Below are 22,347 nucleotides of genomic sequence, written 5' to 3' on the forward strand. Positions count from 1 at the left end.
ACAAGGCTTATGTTACCAACTGGGGTGGCCGACGACCAAATTCGAAAGACCTTACAAGTTTTTCTTCGGGAAGCCCGGTTGTTGTTGATAAAAAAACAGGTATCGCTTCATCGGGTACAGTTTCGGTAATTGACCTGGTCACTAATAAAGTAATTAAGGAACTGACTGTGAATCTGCATCCGAGCGGGATGACCTTTTCACAGGACAGTACAGAATTATATGTGGCTAATGCAAACAGCGACCTCGTCTCTGTAATTAATACCAAATCCGATAAGGTTATAAGAACAATTAGCACGAAACCAATGCAGGAGCTGCCTTTTGGAAGCGCGCCAAATGCTTTAACTCTTTCTGCTGATGGAAAAACACTTTATGTGGCCAATGCCGGTAATAATGTGTTAGCAGTTATTGATCTTTCCACCGGCAAGGTCAAAGGACTGATACCGACAGGCTGGTATCCGAGTGCGGTTATTTTGTCGGATAATGGAAGGGAACTTATTGTAGCTAATACAAAGGGTGTTGGCAGCAGGCAGACAGGCAACAGGCCAAACGGCCACAGCGTTACTGATCAACTGGGTTCAGTTTCTTTTATTACCGTGCCTGATAAAAGCACTTTGGAAACCTATACTATTAAAGCCGCTACGAATATGCGGTTGCCCGGGATTGCAAGGAGCATTCCTCTTGAACAGGTAAAAGAAAAATTAGTTCCTGTTCCCACCAGGCCAGGCGAGAAATCAGTATTTAAGCACGTTATCTATATTGTTAAAGAGAACAGGACCTACGACCAGGTACTTGGCGACATGCCGCAGGGTAACGGAGACAGCACATTGTGTCAATTCGGTAGGAAGATTTCTCCCAATCACCATTCTCTTGCCGAGCAGTTCGTATTGCTGGATAATATGTATTGCAATGGCGTGAAAAGCGCTGAAGGGCATCAATGGACCAGCCAGGGATATGTAACAGATTACCTCGAAAAAGCCTTCCCGGATTTCGCACGAAGTTATCCCTGGAGCGGGGATGATCCCCTGGTGTTTGCATCCTCAGGCTTTATTTGGGATAATGTGATAAAATCGGGTCTTAAATTTCGGACATACGGTGAATTCGTACAGGATAAAGTGACACCTGAAAATGCGACGTGGATGGACATTTACAAGGATTATAAAGAGGGAACAGGCAAAATAAAAATACATGCGTCCGCAAGACTTCATACCATAAGGCCCTATGTGTGTCCTACCTATACCGGCTCTCCCCGCACCATAAACGACCAGTATAAAGCAACGGAATTTATTAAGGAACTTAATGCATTTGAAAAAAATGATTCCTTCCCCAACTTCATGATCATGTCTTTGCCAAACGACCACACATCAGCCACGCAGGAAGATTTTCCAACACCGCGGGCTATGGTAGCCGATAATGATCTGGCACTCGGAAGAATAGTTGAAGCCGTAAGCAAGAGCAAATTCTGGAAGGAGACGGTGATCTTTGTGATTGAGGACGATGCGCAGAATGGTCTTGATCACGTAGACGGAAGAAGAACAATATCATTTTGCATTAGTCCATATACGAAGAGAAAATCTGTAGTGAGTACACTTTATAATCAGAACAGTATTCTGCGGACTATTCAACTGATTTTAGGGGTTGCTCCCATGAGCCAGTTTGATTTGATAGCAACGCCAATGGTGGATTGTTTTACAAGCGAACCCGATTTTACACCCTATAAAGTATTGCCTAATTTAATTCCGCTTGATGAGATGAATCCTAAATTGACAACCCTGTCTGGCAAGCAAAAATACTGGGCAGAAAAATCAATGGAAATGAATTTAGCTATCGATGAAGCGGATGAAGATACGCTAAACCTGATCTTGTGGCATTCGGTTAAGGGATATGATACTCCTTACCCAATACTGCCAAAGAAATAGTTCAGAATGCGCTCGCGGTTATTAAAATTATTACTAAGGGATATCCCGGGTTACTGTTTACGTTGACAGAATTATGTAAAGCTTTAGATAATTCTGTCAATGTAAGCTAAAACAGAAATGCAGTTAAATTAAATGCCCTGACTTCATATATCAAGCCCGCATTCAACCATAAAATCATTGGTAAATACTTTCCTGGCAGGTTCGGAAAGTAGCTCGTGCCGGGATTCTATCCAGTCATTTACTTTATCATCGCCATACATCTTTCTTACACGTGGGCCGTTAAGAATAAAATTCATCTTACCCCAGTGAAGTGTATAAGGAATATTTTTTTCTTCCAGGGTGAGCCAGACCTTTTCAAAAAAAGCCCTTGTCACCTTTGCATCGAGTCCATCCATTTCTATCACACAAGTTTTGGGAAACTTTGTAAAACCGAGCGTGGCCTTTGTTCCTTTTACAAAGCGAAAAGCAAGTCCACCAGCAAGCGGCGTTTTTTCATTAAGCGCACAAATGATATCTACAACGGCAAATACATTTGAGCAGTCAACCGCAAAAGCGGCGCTGGCAATCTGTCCGCGAAATCGTGTGTGCCTGAACGTTTCACCCATGGTCTTAGGTGCTGGCTGAGCTGCACGTAAAGCAGATTTAAAAAGTGCGTTTACCAGTGGTTTAATCACCAACGCACTCACGTTTGATCCCACCTTATCCAATATTTGAGAAACAATGCCCATAGTATCATCTGCATATGTAAGACCACCTGTAACCGGGTCGTGCACAGGTTTATAAGTGTCGGGGCAGGGGATCTTATAAAAAGTACGGATATAAATACCTTTAGCTGCATTGTTGTGCTCGAATTGATGCGGGTTAATCGCGAGTTCCAGGTGATACAAGCTGCGCTCAGCACTTTCCTCCGGCCAGTTTGGAATGATCGTTTTAAGTGCTGCTATATCCTGTGATTGTATTGCAGCGATCAATACATCGTTGACTACAACATTATCGAACCTGTGTTCTTCGAGCAAAAACAATGGTGCAGTTTCGAGGAGTATGCCGTGAATTACGCCGAAACTTCCAAAGCTTACTAAGGCTGCGTTGAACAGGTCATCATCCGTTTTTCTTACTGCGCCGAGCCGGTTTATAAACTCATCCGATACCACCGGGTTTGAAGATCGTTCGAGCCACACATGTGTATCTGGTCCTGTCACAATATGAAGGCCCAGGATGCCATCGTGCAATGCACCGGTATGTAAAGCACCACCATGTGTACCGGTTGAGGAAGCGCCTGCCACCGACTGTCCATTGCTGCCACCGCAGGCAACAAGGCATCTGCGGGGAGTTGACATGGTTTCCAGGTATTCGGAAAGTTCAAGTATCGTCATCCCGCACTGCACAAATAAAACATCCTGTTTGGTTTTCCCTGATGCAAGAAATTCCGGCGCAAAAGAACTATTCGCCAGGCGAAACCGGAGATTGAGTGCTTTTGTGCTGATCAATCCACCATTACAGACAGCAACCTTTGAAAACGACCAGTTATTACCCATTGCGCGTAAGGTGGTTCCGTTGGCAATGGCCTGCTTAATTAAAAACTGAATATTTGCAGTTGTTGCGTTATAATCGGGTAAGGTAGATTGGGAAGAAAACACGCGAAGTGCATAGGAAGCCCCCCGCTTAAACTTATGTGTGAAATTCTGATGTGCATTGCTCCAGGGTTCTTCGGGATGAAATTGCTCCACACCCGTTGGTAAGGTCGGCATGATGATGAGAATTTATTTTGAGTAAGGAAAACATGTATAAGAGCTAAGGGGCAACTAACGCTAACGCACAATCGATAGTAATTCAGTTCCCGATCTCACCATCACTTCTGACCGGCGGGCTACAATCCCATTCCAGTTTTTGAGGAACGGCGATTCCAAGCGAAAGAAATGATATGATTATAAAGCCGGGATTCGTTTTCACTTTCACCCTGCTCATGTTACTACCGGCCTGGCAACCCGCGGGCCATTCATCCTGCTTTAACAATCCCCAGAAATATGACCAATGCGTTTTACCCACATGCGATAGTTGTTTGGCCTTGGCCGGCTGATCAGAATAATGGCGGGATAGGACGGTGTCGCTGACTGCACAGGATGATAATAGAACAGCCAGTATAAGCGGGGTTATAATGTGATTTAGTTGAATGGAGCGGTTTTGGGTCATATGAAAGGCTTTAGAGTTTCAGCAGCGCAGACTATTGATTTCAATTCCAGGTTTATTTATTCAAATATTGCCGTCGTGATCGGAGGTCGTACCTGGTAATGAGTTATCGAGGGTGGGAATTTGCTAGGCCAAGTCAAATGTAAATTAATAAAGTTATTCCATATATACCTGAAAGTGGTAACGGTGGAGGATTATATCTGAGGCCTAAGGTTAAACCTCTTTACACCCCTGATGAGAAACAGACACCTTTTCTTGAAAAGTATTAACTTCAAATTAATAAGCCTAACTATAGCATTCTCAGAAATTGCTAGATAGTCAAATGTACTGAAGGTCTTTACGAATGTTACTTTCATTAACGCTTTTGGCAATGACACAATGGATAGTTCGGGTCCAAAAGCGATCAGATAATTGAAAAATATCATTAAAATGGGAGTAAATAAAGTTCCGGGTAAAACTTACCGCGTAATTGAAAGTACGGTAGTTTCACACCAACCTGCTTGTTTTGTAATCATGCCTTTTACAGTCAAACCGGGAGATCTCGAAAAATATCTTAATGATACAAATCATTGGATTGAAGTATACGATGGGTTGATTGTCCCCGCGCTTGAAAAGTCTGGTTTTAAAGTACAGCGCGACGACGATGATTTGCAAAGTCGATTAATTGTGGACAATATTTGGAACAAAATTGAGGATGCAGATTTGGTACTTTGCGATTTGTCCTCAGGAAATCCCAATACATTTCTTGAGTTAGGATGGGCACTTCGATCAGACAAAAAGTTTATCCTAATTAAAGATGACATCACATCTCAATACTTTGATTTAAATCAGTACTATACATATCAGTACTCTCATTTATTGCAACCGTCGCAACTTCAAAAGTCTATTAAAGAGCTTTCGCTAGTAATTGAACAAACTATAAATGACAAAGAACGTCGCTATTCTATAGCGAAAAAGGTTGGCATCAAGCACCAGTCAACTATAGGAATTCAGAAAGATAGGCTTGAAATTCAGCTATTAAACCAGATACTAAACGATGTTCAACAATTTTCAAGATCAAAAGGCACCACAGGCGGCTTCGACTTTCCTGAAATTGTGAAACAATTTCGAAAGATATTGTCTATAGATCATTTGCAAAAATTCCTCATTTATACTACTTGGAAAAAAGCGAATAATTATGAAACTATTACTTTCCAGGATAAAAACACCTTTGTGTACAAAAATTTTTTAACCAAAGAACAAGTTAATTGTAAATACATTGTAGGTCCGGAATTAACTCAAATGACCATTGTTTGGGGAATGGATAATTTTGAAGCAGAAGCCAAATTTGACAACGAATTTACTGGTTTTTTCGAAGTTTATAATCCCAGTTATAGGTGGAATATTGTTGGGTAGCAAGTTCATAATCTAGGATGAAAATTTTACAATCAGAGGGGATGGAAAATTTTCTAAGATTCCCATGGTTTCCCATGGTTGGGCGAAAAGATAGTCGTGTTTCATTTTTGCTTGCCAATATTATTAGGGAATCCCGATTCTGGATTTTTGTATCTTCCAGCTTTTATTTTACATAAGTGAGATTTATAAACTTAATAATATTTAACTAGCTCCAATGGTCAATTTCAATTACTAATGCTATACTATGAGTACAAGCAAAATGAATTTATCAGGTGTAAATATTTCGCTTATACACGGTGACGCGTTGAGAATAAAAGCTGACACTTTAGTATTAAAGTATGCACAAGCAGTTTATGGTCTTGATCGAGAGGTTGTGACTAAATTTGAAAGATTAGGAAAACCAATTGCTAACAAGCTTCCCGATATTGGAAAAAGTTTTTTAACCGATAGCTATAAAATCACAAACACTAACAGCGTTATGTTCCTGGGAGTCGCGAATCTCAGGAATTTTCAGTATAAGGAAATTCGAGAATTTGGAAAAAGCGCTCTAATTGCTTTAAGAGATTCAGACCCGTCAGTTAAGACTGTTTTAATGACAATTCACGGACCAGGCTATGGGTTGGATGAATGCGAAGCCTTTGAAAGTCAGCTAGGAGGTATATTAGAAAGTATCAATAAAGGAGATATACCCAGGAGTCTTTCAGAAATTATTTTTGTGGAACAATCACTTGGACGAGTAACACGCCTTCGAATAGTTCTCGAAAGTTTGTTCCCGATTTCGCATAATGGTAAAGAGATAAAACAACTGGATGAGGCTTCGTCTGAGGTGTTGAATAACGCTGGTGACAATTCAGTGTATAAAAAGCGTGTTTTTGTGGCTATGCCTTTCGCTTCTGAATTTGATGACTGTTTTCATTATGGAATTCAAGGAGCTGTAAAATCTTGTGGCTATTTATGTGAAAGGGCAGACCTTGAATCTTTTGTTGGGGATGTGATGGAGTTTGTTAAGGAAAGGATTCAAATTGCCGATTTAATAATAGCGGACTTGACTACGGCAAATCCCAATGTATATTTGGAAGTAGGTTATGCCTGGGGCCTAAACAAAAAAACGGTCCTATTAGTAAAGGATACGAAAGAACTCACATTTGATACACGCGGCCAGCGATGTTTGGCTTATACAACAATAAAAGATCTAGAGACGAAATTGACGAAGGAGTTAACAAATCTAAAACTTTGATCTTATGCCAGTCAACTTAAATGTTCGATAGAGCCTTTACTAAAAATCAACCCAAATGGAAACCTCAATTATGCATTTAGAAATGCTACATTATCGGCATCATATTCAAATTGAATATTCTCCTGATTCTCAAGCAAAAGTTTGGCAGGAAGGAAAATAATGATCATATGGTCGATATTTTCTCCAGTACAACCTTGTTGGTGAAATAATTCATACGGTCTGCTATACTTAAACCAATTCTGCGCTATATTTCCAGCCGGTTACATCTACGCGTTCGGTGATGCTCCTAATTGTTACCAATACATCGTTTGACTACCAATTGTAACTGATAGTAAAGTTGTGGCTTTGCTTGGCTCAATGTCTGTTTTTCCGGGAGGGGTGGATTATACGGAATCCAATTGTTTCCGTGTACCAATTGAAGGCTCCTACCGGAATTTTAGCAGCAATAGACGAAGGGCTGTGGTAATCACCTGATCTAGTTTTCATAACAGGTATGTCCAGGCCATCCTGTTTTACTTTGTCAGGATCAATTGGCTGTGTTGAAATAAATAGCTTAAGATATTCCGTGATTTCATTATAACCCAACTCGGCATACTTTTCATCAATGTTAAGTAGTACGGTGGCTTCCTGTGATTCCTCATTGACGAATGTGAGCCAAGCTTTGTTACCCGGAGCTAGCCGCTCAATAATTTCAAAAAAGTCTGTCGATATTTTATTGTCAAATCCGAGATATGCATTGCTGACCCATAGTGGCTCCTGGCTGGTGTTTTTGATAAACAGTCTGAAAGCAGGCTGGTGCAATTCGCCACCTTCATCTTCAAGATACCTAAAGTCATTAATAACATCATTTAAATCAAGTTTTTCAAAATTTGATTCTTTATAATAACCGGCAATATTATTCCTGTATAAGCCGAGCTCATACGGTCGCTTGCTAGCAGGCAACTGAGTTAATTCGGGTAATTCCGTCCAATTATTCTCTAGAATTTCTCTTTCATAGCTCGCCCGTGTTAGAAAAAAATCATTAGTATAGTCCGTCTTTTCATTCTCGTAAAGATTTAAAGTGGGTTGTTGATCATAGACTAGATTCTCTAAAACAAGCAACGTTTTTTTAATCAAGTCTTGATAAGAAATATTTCCATTGATAGAGTGTAATGTTTTCAGTAAAGAATACGTAAAGGCGCCCCGCTTCACACCATCAATATTGAGTTCTTTTGCAGTCTGATTTTCGCGGGAAGCAGCCAGATGAATATGGTTGCCTTGACGAAATGTGGCTTTTATTTCACCTGTCACAGTATCTTTTTCCGGGTTATAATATTTTATTCCGTTAACGCGCGATTCGTAACCGAGATATTCTTTAAAACTGACGGCTTCGGACGCATAGGGCATCATGCGTTCCGTAATGCCACTATCTTCCAAGTCACGAGTTATAGTACCGCAATGGCAACAATCTGTAATTACGATAAACCGTGTTTGTTTTTTACCGGCCATCGTTTTCCAGATCAGGTAACCCATTTCCTTATCCATCAGATCTTTTCCACCCGGTACTCGGCTGTCGATACATACAAATGATTCGCTGCGCATATCAACCTCTGACCAGAATTCTTTTGGTGCGGGTGACCAGGAGCCATGACCACTATAGTAAAAAAAGCAAGTGTCGTTTTCAGCTGCGTTGTTGAAATGTTCAAAACCGGCAATAATATTTTCTCTTGTAGGATTAATGGAATCCTCGTCCGTAATTCGTTTAATCTTTAGCGTTATATTTTTGTTTGTCCCATACATTTTCTGTAGATACTCTTCAACGGCATTCACATCATTAATACAACCACCAAGGGGTTTAACCGGGTAGTTATTGATTCCAACTAACACAGCATAAATGTGCGCCGGCTTCGATTCCCTGAGGGCTGTTTCACCATATTTGTCATCAATAAAAGGCATAGGAATAAGATTTTTATATAAACTTGGTAGTCATCGCTTGCAGTCATAAAAGGTAACGTTTTTTTTGCATGTTGATAAGTTGATGTCGAAAAACATACATTGAAATCTTTGCTTGGCATTCTAGATTATCATATAACTTAAGCGGAAGGAAACTCAACGGGTGACAGCGATCTCGAGTAGTGAACTATTTACAAAATAGCCACTTTCAACTTCCCCAATAGTCTGAATCCCCAAGAGGATAATTTAAATGCCTGCCCACATTTCCAATGAGACCCTATTATAATCTTAATTTTATCTTCATTGATGGAAACTAGTTTCAATCTGTTTGCAACAATACCGACGAAAACATTGTCAGGCAACAAACTCCCCCCAAATTGCGCTACCTGCCCCTCGCTATTTTTTGGCTGCTGGTTGTCCAGAATGCCATTGCCCAATCATCGGGGATTTCCCGCTTAAGCGCCTCCCTGAAAACATTCCTGGCAGCAGATGTGCCTGATCCACGATTTATTACAGCTCGTCACGGAACTACATATGTCCCGCTGTTTATCGAGCTTGAACCAGGTTCTACCGGCCTTCCATTCAATCCAAAGATTGTTCGCCTACGCACCAGGACAGGAAACATCATGACTGTTGATGTACCAATAAATCTAATTTGGAACCTCGCTTCCGAAAAATCGATCCGGCGGATGGAATTGCCTCTGTTGCTGACTAAATTGGATACCACGATGAAGAGGCTCGTTACAGCCGACCGGGTTATTCAAGGCCATTCTCCATTAACACGAGGGTTCACCGGGAAGAATGTGCTGATTGGTGTCATTGACGACGGACTCGATATTTCTCATCCCGATTTTTTAGATTCTAACGGCAAATCAAGGGTGACCGAACTCTGGAACATGGATCAGGGAGGAAATCCGCCGGTTGGTTATAGTTACGGTCATGTATGGACACAGGATTCTATCAACCATTATGCGAATCTTTTCAATAAAAAGGGGATCAATGAACTGAACATGCAGAAGCTGTTTGGTTATGGTGGACATGGAACCCCGGTAACCAGCCTGGCTGCCGGTAAAAATGGCACGGCGCCCGGTGCAGCAATTGTTTCAGTGGCACTTTCCGCTTTCGCTGATACTCTTCTTAGATCTGACCGGCTCATTGACGCTATCGCATATATTTATTCCAGGGCCAGATCACTCAATAAAAAATGCGTGATTAATATCAGCCTCGGGGTTCTTGATGGCGGCCCGCATGATGGAAAGAGTATGGTCGAGAGGGCAATTGATGAATTTTGTTCAGAAAAGCCGGATATCCTGGTTGCAGTCTCTGCGGGCAATTCAGGGAACAGCTGGAAACACTGGGGTGGCATGCCTATCCATAAAGACTCCAGTTTTGGTTTTTTCCGCTGTGCTTATAAAGCTTCAATGTATTTTACTATTCCAAAGCAGCACAGTGCAAACCTTTCATTCAGTATCGCAGAAGCGAAACTGGGGAACGTGGGCAATCCAAATATCAGTCGCGACTCAATATTTTACCAGACACCTTTTGTAAATATTGCTGCGATTATAGATAGTAATGCGCCTGTTCAATTCGAGAGCTATTCTAAAACCAGTCATCTTTCTTCAACAATCACTTTTTCAGCATCACATTACAATGAAGACTATGATGAACTGATCGTAACTACTTTCGAGCATAGTTCCGGAACAGGCGGGATACCTTTCGATGACCATCTTTACCGTTTTATATTCAAAGGCATCGGAACCGTTCATGGCTGGTATCCATTTGCCAATCTTCACCCGATTTATTTTTTTGATCGCAATCCCTATCCCAATGATCCAACATATCGGTCTACCGACAATCAATATACCACGGGCATACCGTCTAATGCATTCACTGTACTGAGTACAGGTGCTTATAATATTCGTTCATGCTATGTGAGTAATATTCACAATGAAGTAGTGAGTTCCTTTCCATCATGCCAGGTAACTTATTTCACAAGTCATGGGCCAACACTTGATGGCCGGGTTAAACCGGATATTATCGCCCCCGGTGAAAATGTGCTGGCTGCAAGGTCCAGGATGGATACCTACACGGGTCACCAGTTTATCATCGATACCAGCCTTCAGTCTTTTAGTGGTACCAGCGCAGCAAGCCCGATTGCTGCAGGTATCGCGGCATTGATTTGGGAAAGCGACTCAACACTTACCAGGAATGTGATTATTCAAAAGATAAAAAGTTCGGCTTATAATGATGACTTTACTGCTGTAAACGGACCGGTTCCCAACAACATATCGGGCTATGGTAAGATTGATGCTTTCAAAGCTATAACTGGTTTGGAAACAGCGTTAGCAGAACTCTGTGCCAGTAATCCAATCTGCGAAATAAAAAATCCAATCCGAGGTCCAGGACCTGTTATTTCGGGGGGTACTTTAGAAAATTTTTACCTAAAATTATTTCCTAATCCTGCAAAGACATTAATTTGGGTAAGCTACCGGTCACCTGTACCTGTAGATATGATTATATACAATAGTGTCGGCCAAATGGTTTTAAAGCGAAGTCTTCAGCCTAACAATACAGGCCAAATAGTTATTGTGCCATTGCATGCGCTTGCGAGTGGATCCTACTTTGTCAGAGTTAGCGGCAAGGATATTTTGATTACAAAACAATTTGTGATAACGGGAAAGTAGCAGCTTGGGTGATGTTGCCAGGAGCTAAATAATGACTATAAGAATAAAAGATTTTGAACCCTGCAAATGTAATATTTAATGTTATATTTGCAGGGTTGATAACCCGAAGACTCCATACACAAATCGTCAGTGCGCTCGCCAGGACACCCAGCGTAGCGTTGTTAGGGCCACGTCAAATCGGTAAAACAACGCTTGCTTTAGACATTTCCGAGACAATCCCGGCTGTTTACCTTGACCTTGAAGACCGCCTTGACCTGGAAAAGGCAAAAGACTTTACAGCGTTTTATGACCAGAATAAAGACAAACTGATTATTCTTGACGAAGTGCAACGAATGCCTGAACTATTCGCTTCTTTAAGAGGCATCATTGACAAAAGCCGCAGACGCGGGAAAAAGAATGGTCAATTTCTTCTCCTTGGTTCTGCATCATTATCACTCCTGCAACAATCAGGTGAATCCCTGGCTGGCCGTATTGCTTATCGCGAGTTGTTTCCTATAGACATGCTGGAATATACTGCCAGTGCTCCTGAAAATAAAAACTCGCTTTGGGCTAGAGGTGGCTTTCCTGAAAGTCTGCTTGCTGGTTCTGATGAGGATAGCCTGGATTGGCGAAAAGATTTTATCAAAACTTACCTGGAAAGAGATATACCTCAACTCGGTCCAAGAATTCCTGCAGTGACACTTGACAGGCTTTGGACCATGCTTGCGCACAATCAGGGAACGCTACTCAACAACGCCCAACTGGCAAGAAATCTCGAAGTGTCCGGGGTAACTATTTCGCGTTACATTGACCTGATGATTGACCTTTTATTGGTACGAAAGGTTCAGCCCTGGACATTCAATATTGGTAAGCGACTTGCTCGATCTCCAAAAGTATACATAAGAGATTCTGGCCTCACACACGCACTCTTAAATTTGGGTGATTACAATACAATACTCGGGCATCCTGTGGTTGGTGGAAGTTGGGAAGGTTTTGTAATTGAAAATATAATGTCAGTAGTGGATTCAAGGGTGCTACCATTTTTTTACCGTACGCAGGATGGAGCCGAAATAGATCTTGTTCTGGAGTTTTCTGGAAAAGAAAAATGGGCAATCGAAATTAAGAGAAATTCTCTTCCATCACTTTCTAAGGGATTTTATATCGCCTGTGATGATATAAAGGCTGACAGACGGTTTGTTGTGTATTCCGGTACTGATACTTTCTCTATGGGTGAAGGTGTGACTGCAGTATCGTTGGAAGGGCTTATGCAGATGATCCTGGACTATTAGAACCTTTGTTGAATCCGATGTGAGATGAAACCAACCATTGTATAAATAAATCCCGGAAAGTCATCAAGTCTCAAAACACTTCAGTCTCCCATTCGCTGAAATGAATAAACAATCCTTAGATCAATAAAGTCCGCAACATGTTTATGAGCCTGTAGATTAAAACCTGCGCCCCAATGTTTATTGAAGCGATATTGAATACCCCACCGATGATAGATTGTCGTAAAATAATCGGTAGGATTGATTATGTATACACCAAGGCGCTGACTAAAAATAAACTTGCCTAAAAGAAATTCGTGGCCAATCAATATGCCGGATCTAATAGCGCTGACATTTTCACTTGCGTGTAGTGTATCGTTTTCGATTTTGGTTTTCAAGGCATCATCATAAAACAATTCAAGCCCGGCTGTTAATGCATGAATAGCACCAATTTGCTTTGAACCTTGTCCTGAAAGCCCGATCAATGGAAGCCGTTTACTATTCCCATTCTCATCCCTTATTCTTTTTGCAATTCCAAACACAGCAACATCCCAACGGGGGCCATTATCCTTCCAATATTTCTTTAATTCTTTTTTGCCCGAATAAAATTTCCGCTCCTCTTTTTGATAACTAACGGCGAGACCAACTGTAGGCCAGTTGATTCCTTTATTGGGTTGACGAAATCCACCATTGGAGATATGCTGATAGTTTAAAGATCCATTCAGCCAGAAATGCCCATTTATCTTATACCAGATTCCCCCACCAACCAATAAATATCCGCTCAATTTTGTGCTGTAAGATTGATTGCCGGGATTATGTACAGAGTCGAAAGGATTAGTCAGATAAGACAAACCAGCTGAAGCTTCAAAAGATAAATGAAATTTTTCGCTGATCCTGAACGATGGCTCAAGAAAAAATGCCGAGGTTAATGCTGATCCAAGAATTTCTGTATCATAATTGTAATAGTTGATCAGAAATCCCTGGCGCGGATAACAATTGCATAGATTCCAGATCGCGGGATCATTTCGTTGCCAGGAAAATATCAGTTCTGCGCCTGTCGGTTTTGCTCCTTTCGTATTCTGAACTTCGGGTGAATGTGCGAAAAAAAATCCGTGTTGTAAACCCGCTCCAATGCTGAATACGGGTTTAAGTCTCGACATTGAGTCTGCCTGGCAAAATCCCTTACCCTCATTCATGACAATGAATAACCCCAGTAACAGGCTTTGTTTTATTCTGCAGTACATAGCGCGTAATTTCAACCGCAAAACAAAATTAGGACTTATGTTATTCTGGTGAATGGTAATAAATCCTCCACAAGCAAACAAAATTGTATAGTTATGGAGGAATATAATTTTTTATAACCCTCCACAACTATCTAAAAATGGCTGGTTGTGGAGAGCTTTATCGTCATGGGGTGTTCTTAATTTATTTGTTAAGAAACCTTGCCCATAAACACCTCAAACCACATTTTGATAAACTGAACGAAAAGCCGGATTTAGTTACTGGCGTTGGAGCCTGGGAGCCTTTTGTTTTGGTGATTTTTAAAATGACCGCTATTTCAGTCAAACACTGGAGGCAATGACTGAAATAGCGGTCATTATTGAAAAGTCGTTTTACCCATTTGTGGCGGGATACCCATTTATAGCGGTCTACTCATTTGTAGCGGTCTACCAATATATAGCGTGCAATAAACATCATCTTACCATCTTATTTACTCCTCAGTAAGCAGGTTCAAAGTTGACGCTAATGAGTACAGGTCTGCCCGCGATCTAAAGTTCCCGAAACTGATGAATTTCCTTCTTTCGACAATGAATTTCCCGACAGCTATAGCCCTGGCAAACGGATGATAATACTTTCGCGTTTCAGAAAATACAAAAAGAAAATGGGGTATACTATTGCTATGAGACAGATTTTTACACCTTTATTACTAATTATTGGCATTACAGCTATAGCTCAAACGGGTTCGATCAAAGGTTCTGTGAAAACGCAGGACGGTCATCCCGGTGAAGCAGTAAATATCACTTTGAAAGATAATCGCAAAGGCGCTATCGTCGATAAAAAAGGCAATTACCTGATTAAGAATATCAACCCCGGAACATATACATTGCTGGCTTCGTTTGCCGGGTTGAAAACCCAGGAACAGTCAGTGGAAGTAAAAGCCGACCAGGTAGAGACAGTTGATTTTATGCTAAATGAAAGTGGCAAAGAACTGGAGCTGGTTGTGGTTACTTCCTATTCCGGCCGATATAGCGAAAGAGCTCCCTCCAGCAGTCTTCGTCTTCAAACGCCAATATTAGAGGTTCCGCAAAATATCCAGGTTGTTACAAAAGATGTTTTAAAGGATCAGCAGGTTATCAGTATGAGTGATGGACTTATCCGCAACGTTAGCGGCCTCACAAGGCTGGAACATTGGGGCGATATGTATACCAATATTACGGCTCGTGGTTCACAGATACAGGCATTTCGCAATGGATTTAATGTTGTGAGTTCTTATTGGGGTCCGCTCACCGAGGACATGAGTTTTGTAGACAGGATTGAATTTGTAAAAGGCCCTGCAGGATTTATGTTATCAAATGGAGATCCGAGCGGACTTTATAATTTGGTAACGAAAAAACCAACCGGCCAGACAAAGGGAGAAGTTTCATTCACGGCAGGCAGCTATGGATTATACAGAGCAACGCTTGATCTTGATGGCAAACTAAGCAAAGACGGACGTTTATTGTATCGGCTTAACCTGGCTGCACAAAACAAAAAATCACATCGTGTCAATGAATATAATGATCGATATGTAATTGCGCCAGTGGTTTCCTATCAACTCGATCCAAAAACAAAACTGACATTTGAATATAATTATCAACGTGCCAACATGAGCGACGTTGGTTCATTCTATGTGTTTTCACCAGATGGATTTAAATCACTTCCGGTTGATTTTACAAATCTGCCTGGTGGTTTGCCTGGAACAAAGATCAACGATCATAGTTTTTATGCCAGCATCCAGCATGATTTCGCAACTGGCTGGAAGATTACAGGACGGGGTTCACATTTTATCTATAACCAGGTTGGGTCTTCTTCATGGCCTACATCAGTGAATGCAGATGGCAGTCTCATACGCAATGTTAGTATCTGGGATGCAAAAAGTAAGATGACCATGGCGCAGGTGTTTGTGAATGGAGACATCACTACTGGTGCTATCCGTCACCGCATCCTTGCCGGGGTTGATATGGCAAACAAAGACTACATGGCCGATTGGGGTCAGTATCATGATCTCGATACTGCCGGTGCTGAATTTGATCCAAAGAATCCCAACTATGGAGTTCCGGTAAATGGTTATCCTGTATTTGACCGCAATACACCTTTGGAAGAAAGAGCTATCAAAGCAGGTGGGCTAATGGACCAATCCTATACCAGTGTTTATGTACAGGATGAACTTGGCTTTTTCAACAATATGGTAAGACTTACGCTGGCTGGCAGATACACAGATCTGAAACAATCAGCCTGGGGTGCTTCACCGGATAAAGCAAAACATTTTACACCACGGGTTGGCCTGAGTGTTTCTGCGAATAAATCGACTTCATTATATGCGCTGTACGACCAGGCTTTTGTTCCCCAGACCGGGGTACTCGCTGGCGGTGGAAAAGTGCAGCCTATCACTGGTAACAACATGGAGTTAGGAGTTAAAAAAGAATGGTTTGAAGGCAGATGGTTTACGAGCCTGGCTGCTTATCGTATTCTTAAGAACAATGAACTTATAGCTGATCCCAACAGTCCGCCAACTTCAAACCTGAGTATTGAACTTGGACAGAAAAGAGCCCAGGGACTAGAGTTTGATCTGCGCGGAACTATAATAAAAGGATTGAATTTAACTGCCAACTATGCTTACACAGAAGCAAAGGTGATTAAGGTGGCGAAAGGTGTTACAGCTGTGAAGGAAGGAGATATCGTTCCTGGTTATGCGAAACATACTGCAAATGCATGGTTGAGTTATAAGATACAGGGTGGTGCTTTGAAAGGCCTTGGTTTTTCTGCCGGCGGAACATACTTAGGCGATCGTGCAACCTATTGGGAAAAGGCTCCCGATCCCAGCAAAGAGCTGGAAGATTATTTCAAGCTCGATGCAGGATTGTTCTGGGAAAATGATAAGATCAGGGTGAATGCAAATGTTTTCAATGTGTTGGATGAATATCTTTATAGCGGTTCATGGTATCCATCCCTGAACGCATATAACTGGCAAACAGAATCACCAAGATCATTGCGGTTTTCTATTGCGTATAAATTTTAAGTTGAAGAACTAAATGGACTACAAGTTGTAGTACTTAAAGGGCTTTACAAGTTGAAGTACTACTGTTTGAAATCAGGATTGAGGAATAACAAGATTAAACTCTGTTTTCAATGACTCTTCCGGAGATACGATGATATTAAATACTTCAATTCCCAGGGGTATTTCTTTTGGATATTTCCAGATAGCCTTTAGTATGATCGTTGTTTTGACATTTGGCTGTAATGTTGTTTGTCCAAGTGGAAATTCTTCAATATTATACTGCGCTGTCGCCCTGATTTGATACGGGACAGAGGATTTGTTAAGCAGATCAACAACAAGTATTGGTTCGCCGTTTCGCAATTGCTTTTTAACGGAAAGTTGTATAGATGACTTAAAGAAAGCTTCAGCTTCGGGTTGACGTGCAATGATGTAGTTGTCGATAAACACCGCTGTTCTGCGCGCCTTTAATGCTTCTTTAATAGCCGCTTCGGACTTGGTTTTTGCAAATACGAGTGTCATGGGCCGGTGCGTTTCGTAATACCTTGCAAACATGTCATAATGTTCGTCTGTGTTGCTAACCATGGTGAGATTATATTGCATGGCAAGACGGTGAGCGATAATATTATATTTACCTGAATTGGCTACTTCTACGCCGGCCAAAATTCCTTTTTCGAGTAACTCTTTATGAAAGCTGGTAAATATGCTGGTATCTTTTTTATCCCACCAGGAATAACCCGGGTGATTGTAAAACACAAATGCGTCCTGCTTTTTTACTTCGAGGAAGGGCGCCATCAGCTCATCATGTTTGATACTGTCTTTCATCACAAACTTTTTCTTCCAGTCCTTCATATACGGGCTGGGTATCACATTCGCATCTTTCAGGAATAAGGCATTATTATGATAAGGCGGTACCCGCGGCGATATCTCCGCGCCACGGATCACCAACAGGTTTTTATTTTTTGCCGCTTCCGTAGCCAGGTCAAACGAACGATTATAATTTCTTTTGATATCATCCGGCTGCCCTTCAAAATCAATATGCTCGGTGAGCGATATTGCATCCAGCTCGTCTCTTACCGCTTCGTTCACTCTAAATGTCGGCCATACATGCCCGTCAGAGAATACGGTATGCATGTGAAAATCGCATCTTAAAGTAACATAGCCGGGAATGTCCGGAAGGCTGATCTTTTTCCTGGTTGAATCCTGGGCGTTAACAACAACTAAACAAACCAGTAGGAACGAGGTGAGTCCCGCCATTTTTACTCTTTGCATACTGCACATGTGTTTAAATATTTTCATTCGAAAGCAGGTTGCTTCCGAGGTGCAAATATTCCTCTTTTGGAGACGTGCTGATATTATCTAAATATTAAATCGCCTCACAGTTATAATATGATCATTTATCCGGTTTGTCTTTGCTTTCATTTTACAGTTTGTCTTTTCTTTCATTTTAAAGAAGCTCCTGGATTCAGTTTGTCATATTATGCCGTATTTAGCATTGTTTGCTATATTATTTTATTGCTATAAGCCTTGCGGATTTAGGTGGCAACTGCCTTTGGGAGGGCTACTGATACCGGAAGTATTCCAGCCATTATTGTTTTTATATTTTTAAAACTAATTAGTCAATATTTTAAAACTTATTAATCAATGGTGATTGTGCCTCTGAATTATTTATCTATTATCTAAATCAATTGTACAATGTGAGACGTTTAAATCAATTGTACCATATAAGATGCAATAAAAAAAGGTGACAGATTTCTGCCACCTTTTTTATTATCAATCATCAGCTTTTATTACCAATCATCAGCGACTATGCCAGGTCAAACCTATCAAGGTTCATTACCTTGGTCCAGGCTGCAACAAAGTCATTTACAAATTTTTTCTGTCCATCTGCACTTCCATATACTTCGGCAACAGCTCTCAGTTCCGCATTTGAACCAATGACCAGGTCTGCACGGGTGGCAGTCCAGGTTGGTCGCTCAGTTGCGCGATCATAACCCTGGTATAATTCCTTATCATCAGAAGCTTGTTTCCATGCAGTGCCCATGGAGAGAAGGTTTACAAAAAAGTCGTTGGTAAGTATACCTGGTCTTTCTGTAAACACACCATGAGCGGAACCATCAAAATTTGTATTCAATACACGCATACCACCAATCAGCACCGTTAATTCCGGAGCCGTAAGTGTCAGCAACTGGGCCTTATCGATCATCAAGGATTCTGTTGATACCCTTGCGTTTGGTTTGCGATAATTGCGGAAACCATCTGCCCTTGGTTCCAGGAATGCAACAGATTCCACTTCGGTTTGTTCCTGTGAAGCATCCATGCGTCCGGCCTTAAATGGAACAGTTATATTATGACCTGCATCTTTAGCTGCTTTTTCAATAGCCGCATTACCAGCCAGGACAATCAGATCAGCGAGTGAAATTTTCTTGCCACCTGCTGCTGATGTATTAAACTCTTTCTTAATGCCTTCAAGGCCAGACAATACTTTCCATAATTGTGTAGGGTTGTTTACATGCCAGTCTTTTTGAGGCGCCAAACGAATGCGGGCGCCATTTGCACCACCACGTTTATCAGAACCGCGGAAAGTTGAGGCCGATGCCCATGCTGTTGATACGAGTTGTGATACCGTGAGACCAGCGTTGAGCAATTTTGCTTTTAAAGATGCAATATCATTGTCATCAACTAAAGGATGGTTCACAGCCGGGATAGGATCCTGCCAGATCAGTTCTTCAGCAGGCACATCAGCACCGAGATAACGAGCACGTGGACCCATATCACGATGCGTGAGTTTAAACCAGGCTCTTGCAAATGCGTCAGCAAACTGATCAGGGTTTTCCAGGAATCGTCTTGATATTTTTTCGTATTCAGGATCGAGTCGCAGCGCGATATCCGTGGTGAGCATCGTGGGAGCATGTCGTTTTACCGGGTCAAATGCATCGGGAATAATATTGTCTGCATTTTTTGCAACCCATTGTTGTGCACCGCCGGGACTTTTAGTCAGCTCCCATTCAAAGGCAAAAAGATTTTCAAAAAAGTTGTTGCTCCATTGAGTCGGTGTTTTTGTCCAGATAACTTCAAGTCCGCTGGTAATAGTGTCAGCGCCTTTGCCTGAACCAAAGCTATTACTCCAACCGAAACCCTGGGCTTCGATTCCAGCGGCTTCGGGCTCGTGTGCCACATTAGTGGAAGGAGCCGCGCCATGTGTTTTACCAAAGCTATGTCCGCCGGCAATCAGCGCAACGGTCTCTTCATCATTCATTGCCATACGGCCGAAAGTATCACGGATATCTTTTGCAGCAAGAACCGGATCGGGATTGCCATCTGGTCCTTCCGGGTTAACATATATCAGGCCCATTTGCACGGCTGCAAGTGGTTTTTCAAGATTCCGCGTATGTATATCACCGTGAGTATCATCATCTGATACGAGAACCGCTCCGTCTTTGGCTACTCCTTCAGAACCATGTGCATAGCGGATGTCACCGCCAAGCCAGGTTGATTCGGATCCCCAATAAACATCTTCCTGTGGTTCCCATGCATCTTCACGTCCGCCGGCAAAACCGAAAGTTTTAAAGCCCATTGATTCGAGCGCAATATTTCCGGCAAGGATCATGAGATCAGCCCATGATAATTTACGTCCATATTTTTGTTTGATCGGCCAGAGCAGGCGGCGTGCCTTATCAAGGCTCACGTTATCGGGCCAGCTGTTGAGGGGTGCAAATCGTTGCTGACCTGTTCCTCCGCCACCACGTCCATCACTGACACGATAGGTGCCTGAGCTATGCCATGCCATTCGGATAAACAAGGGGCCATAGTGGCCAAAATCTGCGGGCCACCAGTCTTGTGAATCGGTCATAAGTGCATGAAGATCCTTTTTTACTGCTTCCAGGTCAAGGCTTTTGAACGCTTCTGCATAATTGAAATCTTCACCCAGTGGATTTGATAATGAAGAGTGCTGGCGCAGAATATTTATTTTTAACTGGTCAGGCCACCAGTCACGGTTCCTGGTGCCGCCACCGCCGACATTTTCTTTTAGTTTTCCGTTATGAAACGGGCATTTGCTGATGTCGTTGTCTCCCATTGTAAATAGTTTTTTGTTATACTGAATTTGAATTTGCTATGGTGAATTTTGTGTTTATTAAACCTAGGTGTTGCGAATACTTGGGTGTTACGGAAACTTAGGCGTTGCGAATACTTAGCGCTGACTATTTCGTTATATGTGAATTTCCAATGGCTGCAAAATGACCGCTATTTCAGTCAAAATCGCCTCTTTTTGGCTGAAATTGCGGCCATTTTGCAAACCGCCCAAAATCAAACACTCTTTCCCGCCTGCATATACAGACCGGGTAAAAAGAGATTGATATCAGCCGACAATATTATGACATTTGGAATATAACTACAATCAATTAAATTTATACTTCAATAGTTTTAACCTATCATGACTTTAGTTCAATTAGAATATGTTGTTGCCTTGGATACATTGAAGCATTTCGCAAGAGCAGCGGAAGAATGTCATATCACCCAACCTTCGCTCAGTATGCAGGTTCAGAAACTGGAAGAAGAGCTGGATACCCAGATTTTTATCCGTAGCACTCCCGTTACTACGACAGAAACCGGCCAGGTTGTAATCGAACAGGCCAAAAAGATATTAGCCGAAGCTGGTATGATGCACCAGCTTATTGAGCAGGAAAAAAGTGTCATTACAGGTAGTCTTAAATTTGGGGTGATACCTACGCTGGCGCCTTATTTATTACCTGAATTTATTGAAGCCTTTACTAAAAATTATCCGAATGTGCGTCTCAGCATTCATGAGATGACTACAGAAAATATTGTTCGCCAACTCAGGAATGGAACCCTGGATGCCGGCATTATGGCCACGCCGCTCAATCACGCCGATCTGAAAGAGGAATTTTTATTTAATGAAGAGTTTGTAGCTTATGTATCGCGCGCCGAAAAAATCTTTAACAAAAAATACATTTTGCCCGCTGATATTAATGTCAATAGTATGTGGCTGCTGGAAGAGGGTCACTGCCTCCGCAGCCAGGTGATGAATCTCTGTGCTTTGCAGAAAGATGCGTCAAGAGAAAAACATTTTGATTATGCGGCCGGTAGTATTGAAACACTTAAACGATTTGTCGAAAAAAATGGCGGCATTACTTTGTTGCCTGAACTGGCCACCTATGACATGAGCAGTGCAAGAAAGAATATGTTACGTTATTTCAAGAGTCCGGCTCCTGTAAGAGAAATAAGCCTGGTTTCCTTGAAAACATTTACTAAAACAAGATTGATCGGTCTTCTGAGTCAAACCATTATCGACAACCTGCCCCCGCAGATGGTGAAGAAAAAGAAGGTCGAACTGATACCCGTCAACCTGCCTTGATGCCGATGATTATCTGGATGGGTGAATTTATCATCATCATCTTCCTGGGATCCGCCTCCTTAAATTCTCAGCTCTAAACCTTAATTTATATTAAATGTAGGCCTTATAAACCTTAAATTT

13 protein-coding genes are annotated in these 22,347 nt (G+C 41.8%); 7 read left to right on the forward strand and 6 right to left on the reverse strand.

The features are described from left to right. On the forward strand, positions 1-1,916 hold a 1,916-nt coding region (locus tag VK664_RS28380), incomplete at its 5' end, for a bifunctional YncE family protein/alkaline phosphatase family protein (protein ID WP_461402113.1). Positions 1,917-2,059: 143 nt separating this feature from the next. Here the strand turns inward: VK664_RS28380 and VK664_RS28385 are convergent. Further along, positions 2,060-3,664, reverse strand: coding sequence for an FAD-binding oxidoreductase (locus VK664_RS28385; protein ID WP_461402114.1), 1,605 nt, complete (start codon positions 3,662-3,664; stop codon positions 2,060-2,062). A gap of 82 nt (positions 3,665-3,746) precedes the next feature. After that, positions 3,747-4,106 carry a hypothetical protein gene (locus tag VK664_RS28390; RefSeq protein WP_461402115.1) on the reverse strand — a complete coding sequence of 120 codons (360 nt, stop codon included), beginning with the start codon at positions 4,104-4,106 and terminating at the stop codon, positions 3,747-3,749. Positions 4,107-4,532: 426 nt separating this feature from the next. Here VK664_RS28390 and VK664_RS28395 point away from each other — a divergent pair, with 426 nt between their 5' ends. Together VK664_RS28395 and VK664_RS28400 are read left to right on the forward strand one after the other, a co-directional pair. Then, positions 4,533-5,498 carry a hypothetical protein gene (locus tag VK664_RS28395; RefSeq protein ID WP_461402116.1) on the forward strand — a complete coding sequence of 322 codons (966 nt, stop codon included), beginning with the start codon at positions 4,533-4,535 and terminating at the stop codon, positions 5,496-5,498. A gap of 244 nt (positions 5,499-5,742) precedes the next feature. Beyond that, complete coding sequence (locus tag VK664_RS28400) at positions 5,743-6,735, forward strand: hypothetical protein (RefSeq protein ID WP_461402117.1); 993 nt, start codon at positions 5,743-5,745, stop codon at positions 6,733-6,735. 354 nt (positions 6,736-7,089) lie between these two features. On the opposite strand, the gene VK664_RS28405 is transcribed toward VK664_RS28400, so the two are convergent. After that, the gene (locus tag VK664_RS28405) at positions 7,090-8,601 is read right to left on the reverse strand and encodes a caspase family protein (protein ID WP_461402118.1); all 1,512 of its coding nucleotides are present in this window, start codon (positions 8,599-8,601) and stop codon (positions 7,090-7,092) included. 443 nt (positions 8,602-9,044) lie between these two features. Between VK664_RS28405 and VK664_RS28410 the strand changes: the two genes are divergently transcribed. Both VK664_RS28410 and VK664_RS28415 read left to right on the forward strand, forming a co-directional pair. Beyond that, positions 9,045-11,351, forward strand: coding sequence for a S8 family peptidase (locus VK664_RS28410; RefSeq protein ID WP_461402119.1), 2,307 nt, complete (start codon positions 9,045-9,047; stop codon positions 11,349-11,351). A gap of 95 nt (positions 11,352-11,446) precedes the next feature. Beyond that, positions 11,447-12,619 carry an ATP-binding protein gene (locus tag VK664_RS28415; protein ID WP_461402120.1) on the forward strand — a complete coding sequence of 391 codons (1,173 nt, stop codon included), beginning with the start codon at positions 11,447-11,449 and terminating at the stop codon, positions 12,617-12,619. Positions 12,620-12,699: 80 nt separating this feature from the next. Here VK664_RS28415 and VK664_RS28420 read toward each other — a convergent pair whose 3' ends face one another. Then, positions 12,700-13,839, reverse strand: coding sequence for an acyloxyacyl hydrolase (locus tag VK664_RS28420; RefSeq protein WP_461402121.1), 1,140 nt, complete (start codon positions 13,837-13,839; stop codon positions 12,700-12,702). Between the two features lie 656 nt (positions 13,840-14,495). On the opposite strand from VK664_RS28420, the gene VK664_RS28425 reads away from it, so the two are divergent. Then, positions 14,496-16,874 (forward strand): TonB-dependent siderophore receptor, encoded by a 2,379-nt coding sequence (locus VK664_RS28425; protein WP_461402122.1) that lies wholly within the window; start codon positions 14,496-14,498, stop codon positions 16,872-16,874. 72 nt (positions 16,875-16,946) lie between these two features. On the opposite strand, the gene VK664_RS28430 is transcribed toward VK664_RS28425, so the two are convergent. Together VK664_RS28430 and katG are read right to left on the reverse strand one after the other, a co-directional pair. Then, positions 16,947-18,122 carry an Sb-PDE family phosphodiesterase gene (locus VK664_RS28430; protein WP_461402123.1) on the reverse strand — a complete coding sequence of 392 codons (1,176 nt, stop codon included), beginning with the start codon at positions 18,120-18,122 and terminating at the stop codon, positions 16,947-16,949. Positions 18,123-18,657: 535 nt separating this feature from the next. Then, positions 18,658-20,928, reverse strand: coding sequence for a catalase/peroxidase HPI (katG, locus tag VK664_RS28435; RefSeq protein ID WP_461402124.1), 2,271 nt, complete (start codon positions 20,926-20,928; stop codon positions 18,658-18,660). 357 nt (positions 20,929-21,285) lie between these two features. Between katG and VK664_RS28440 the strand changes: the two genes are divergently transcribed. After that, the gene (locus VK664_RS28440; RefSeq protein ID WP_461402125.1) at positions 21,286-22,227 is read left to right on the forward strand and encodes a LysR substrate-binding domain-containing protein; all 942 of its coding nucleotides are present in this window, start codon (positions 21,286-21,288) and stop codon (positions 22,225-22,227) included. The last annotated feature ends 120 nt before the right edge of the window (positions 22,228-22,347 follow it).

The organism is Flavitalea sp., from assembly GCF_035489435.1.
GTDB lineage: Bacteria > Bacteroidota > Bacteroidia > Chitinophagales > Chitinophagaceae > DATHKG01.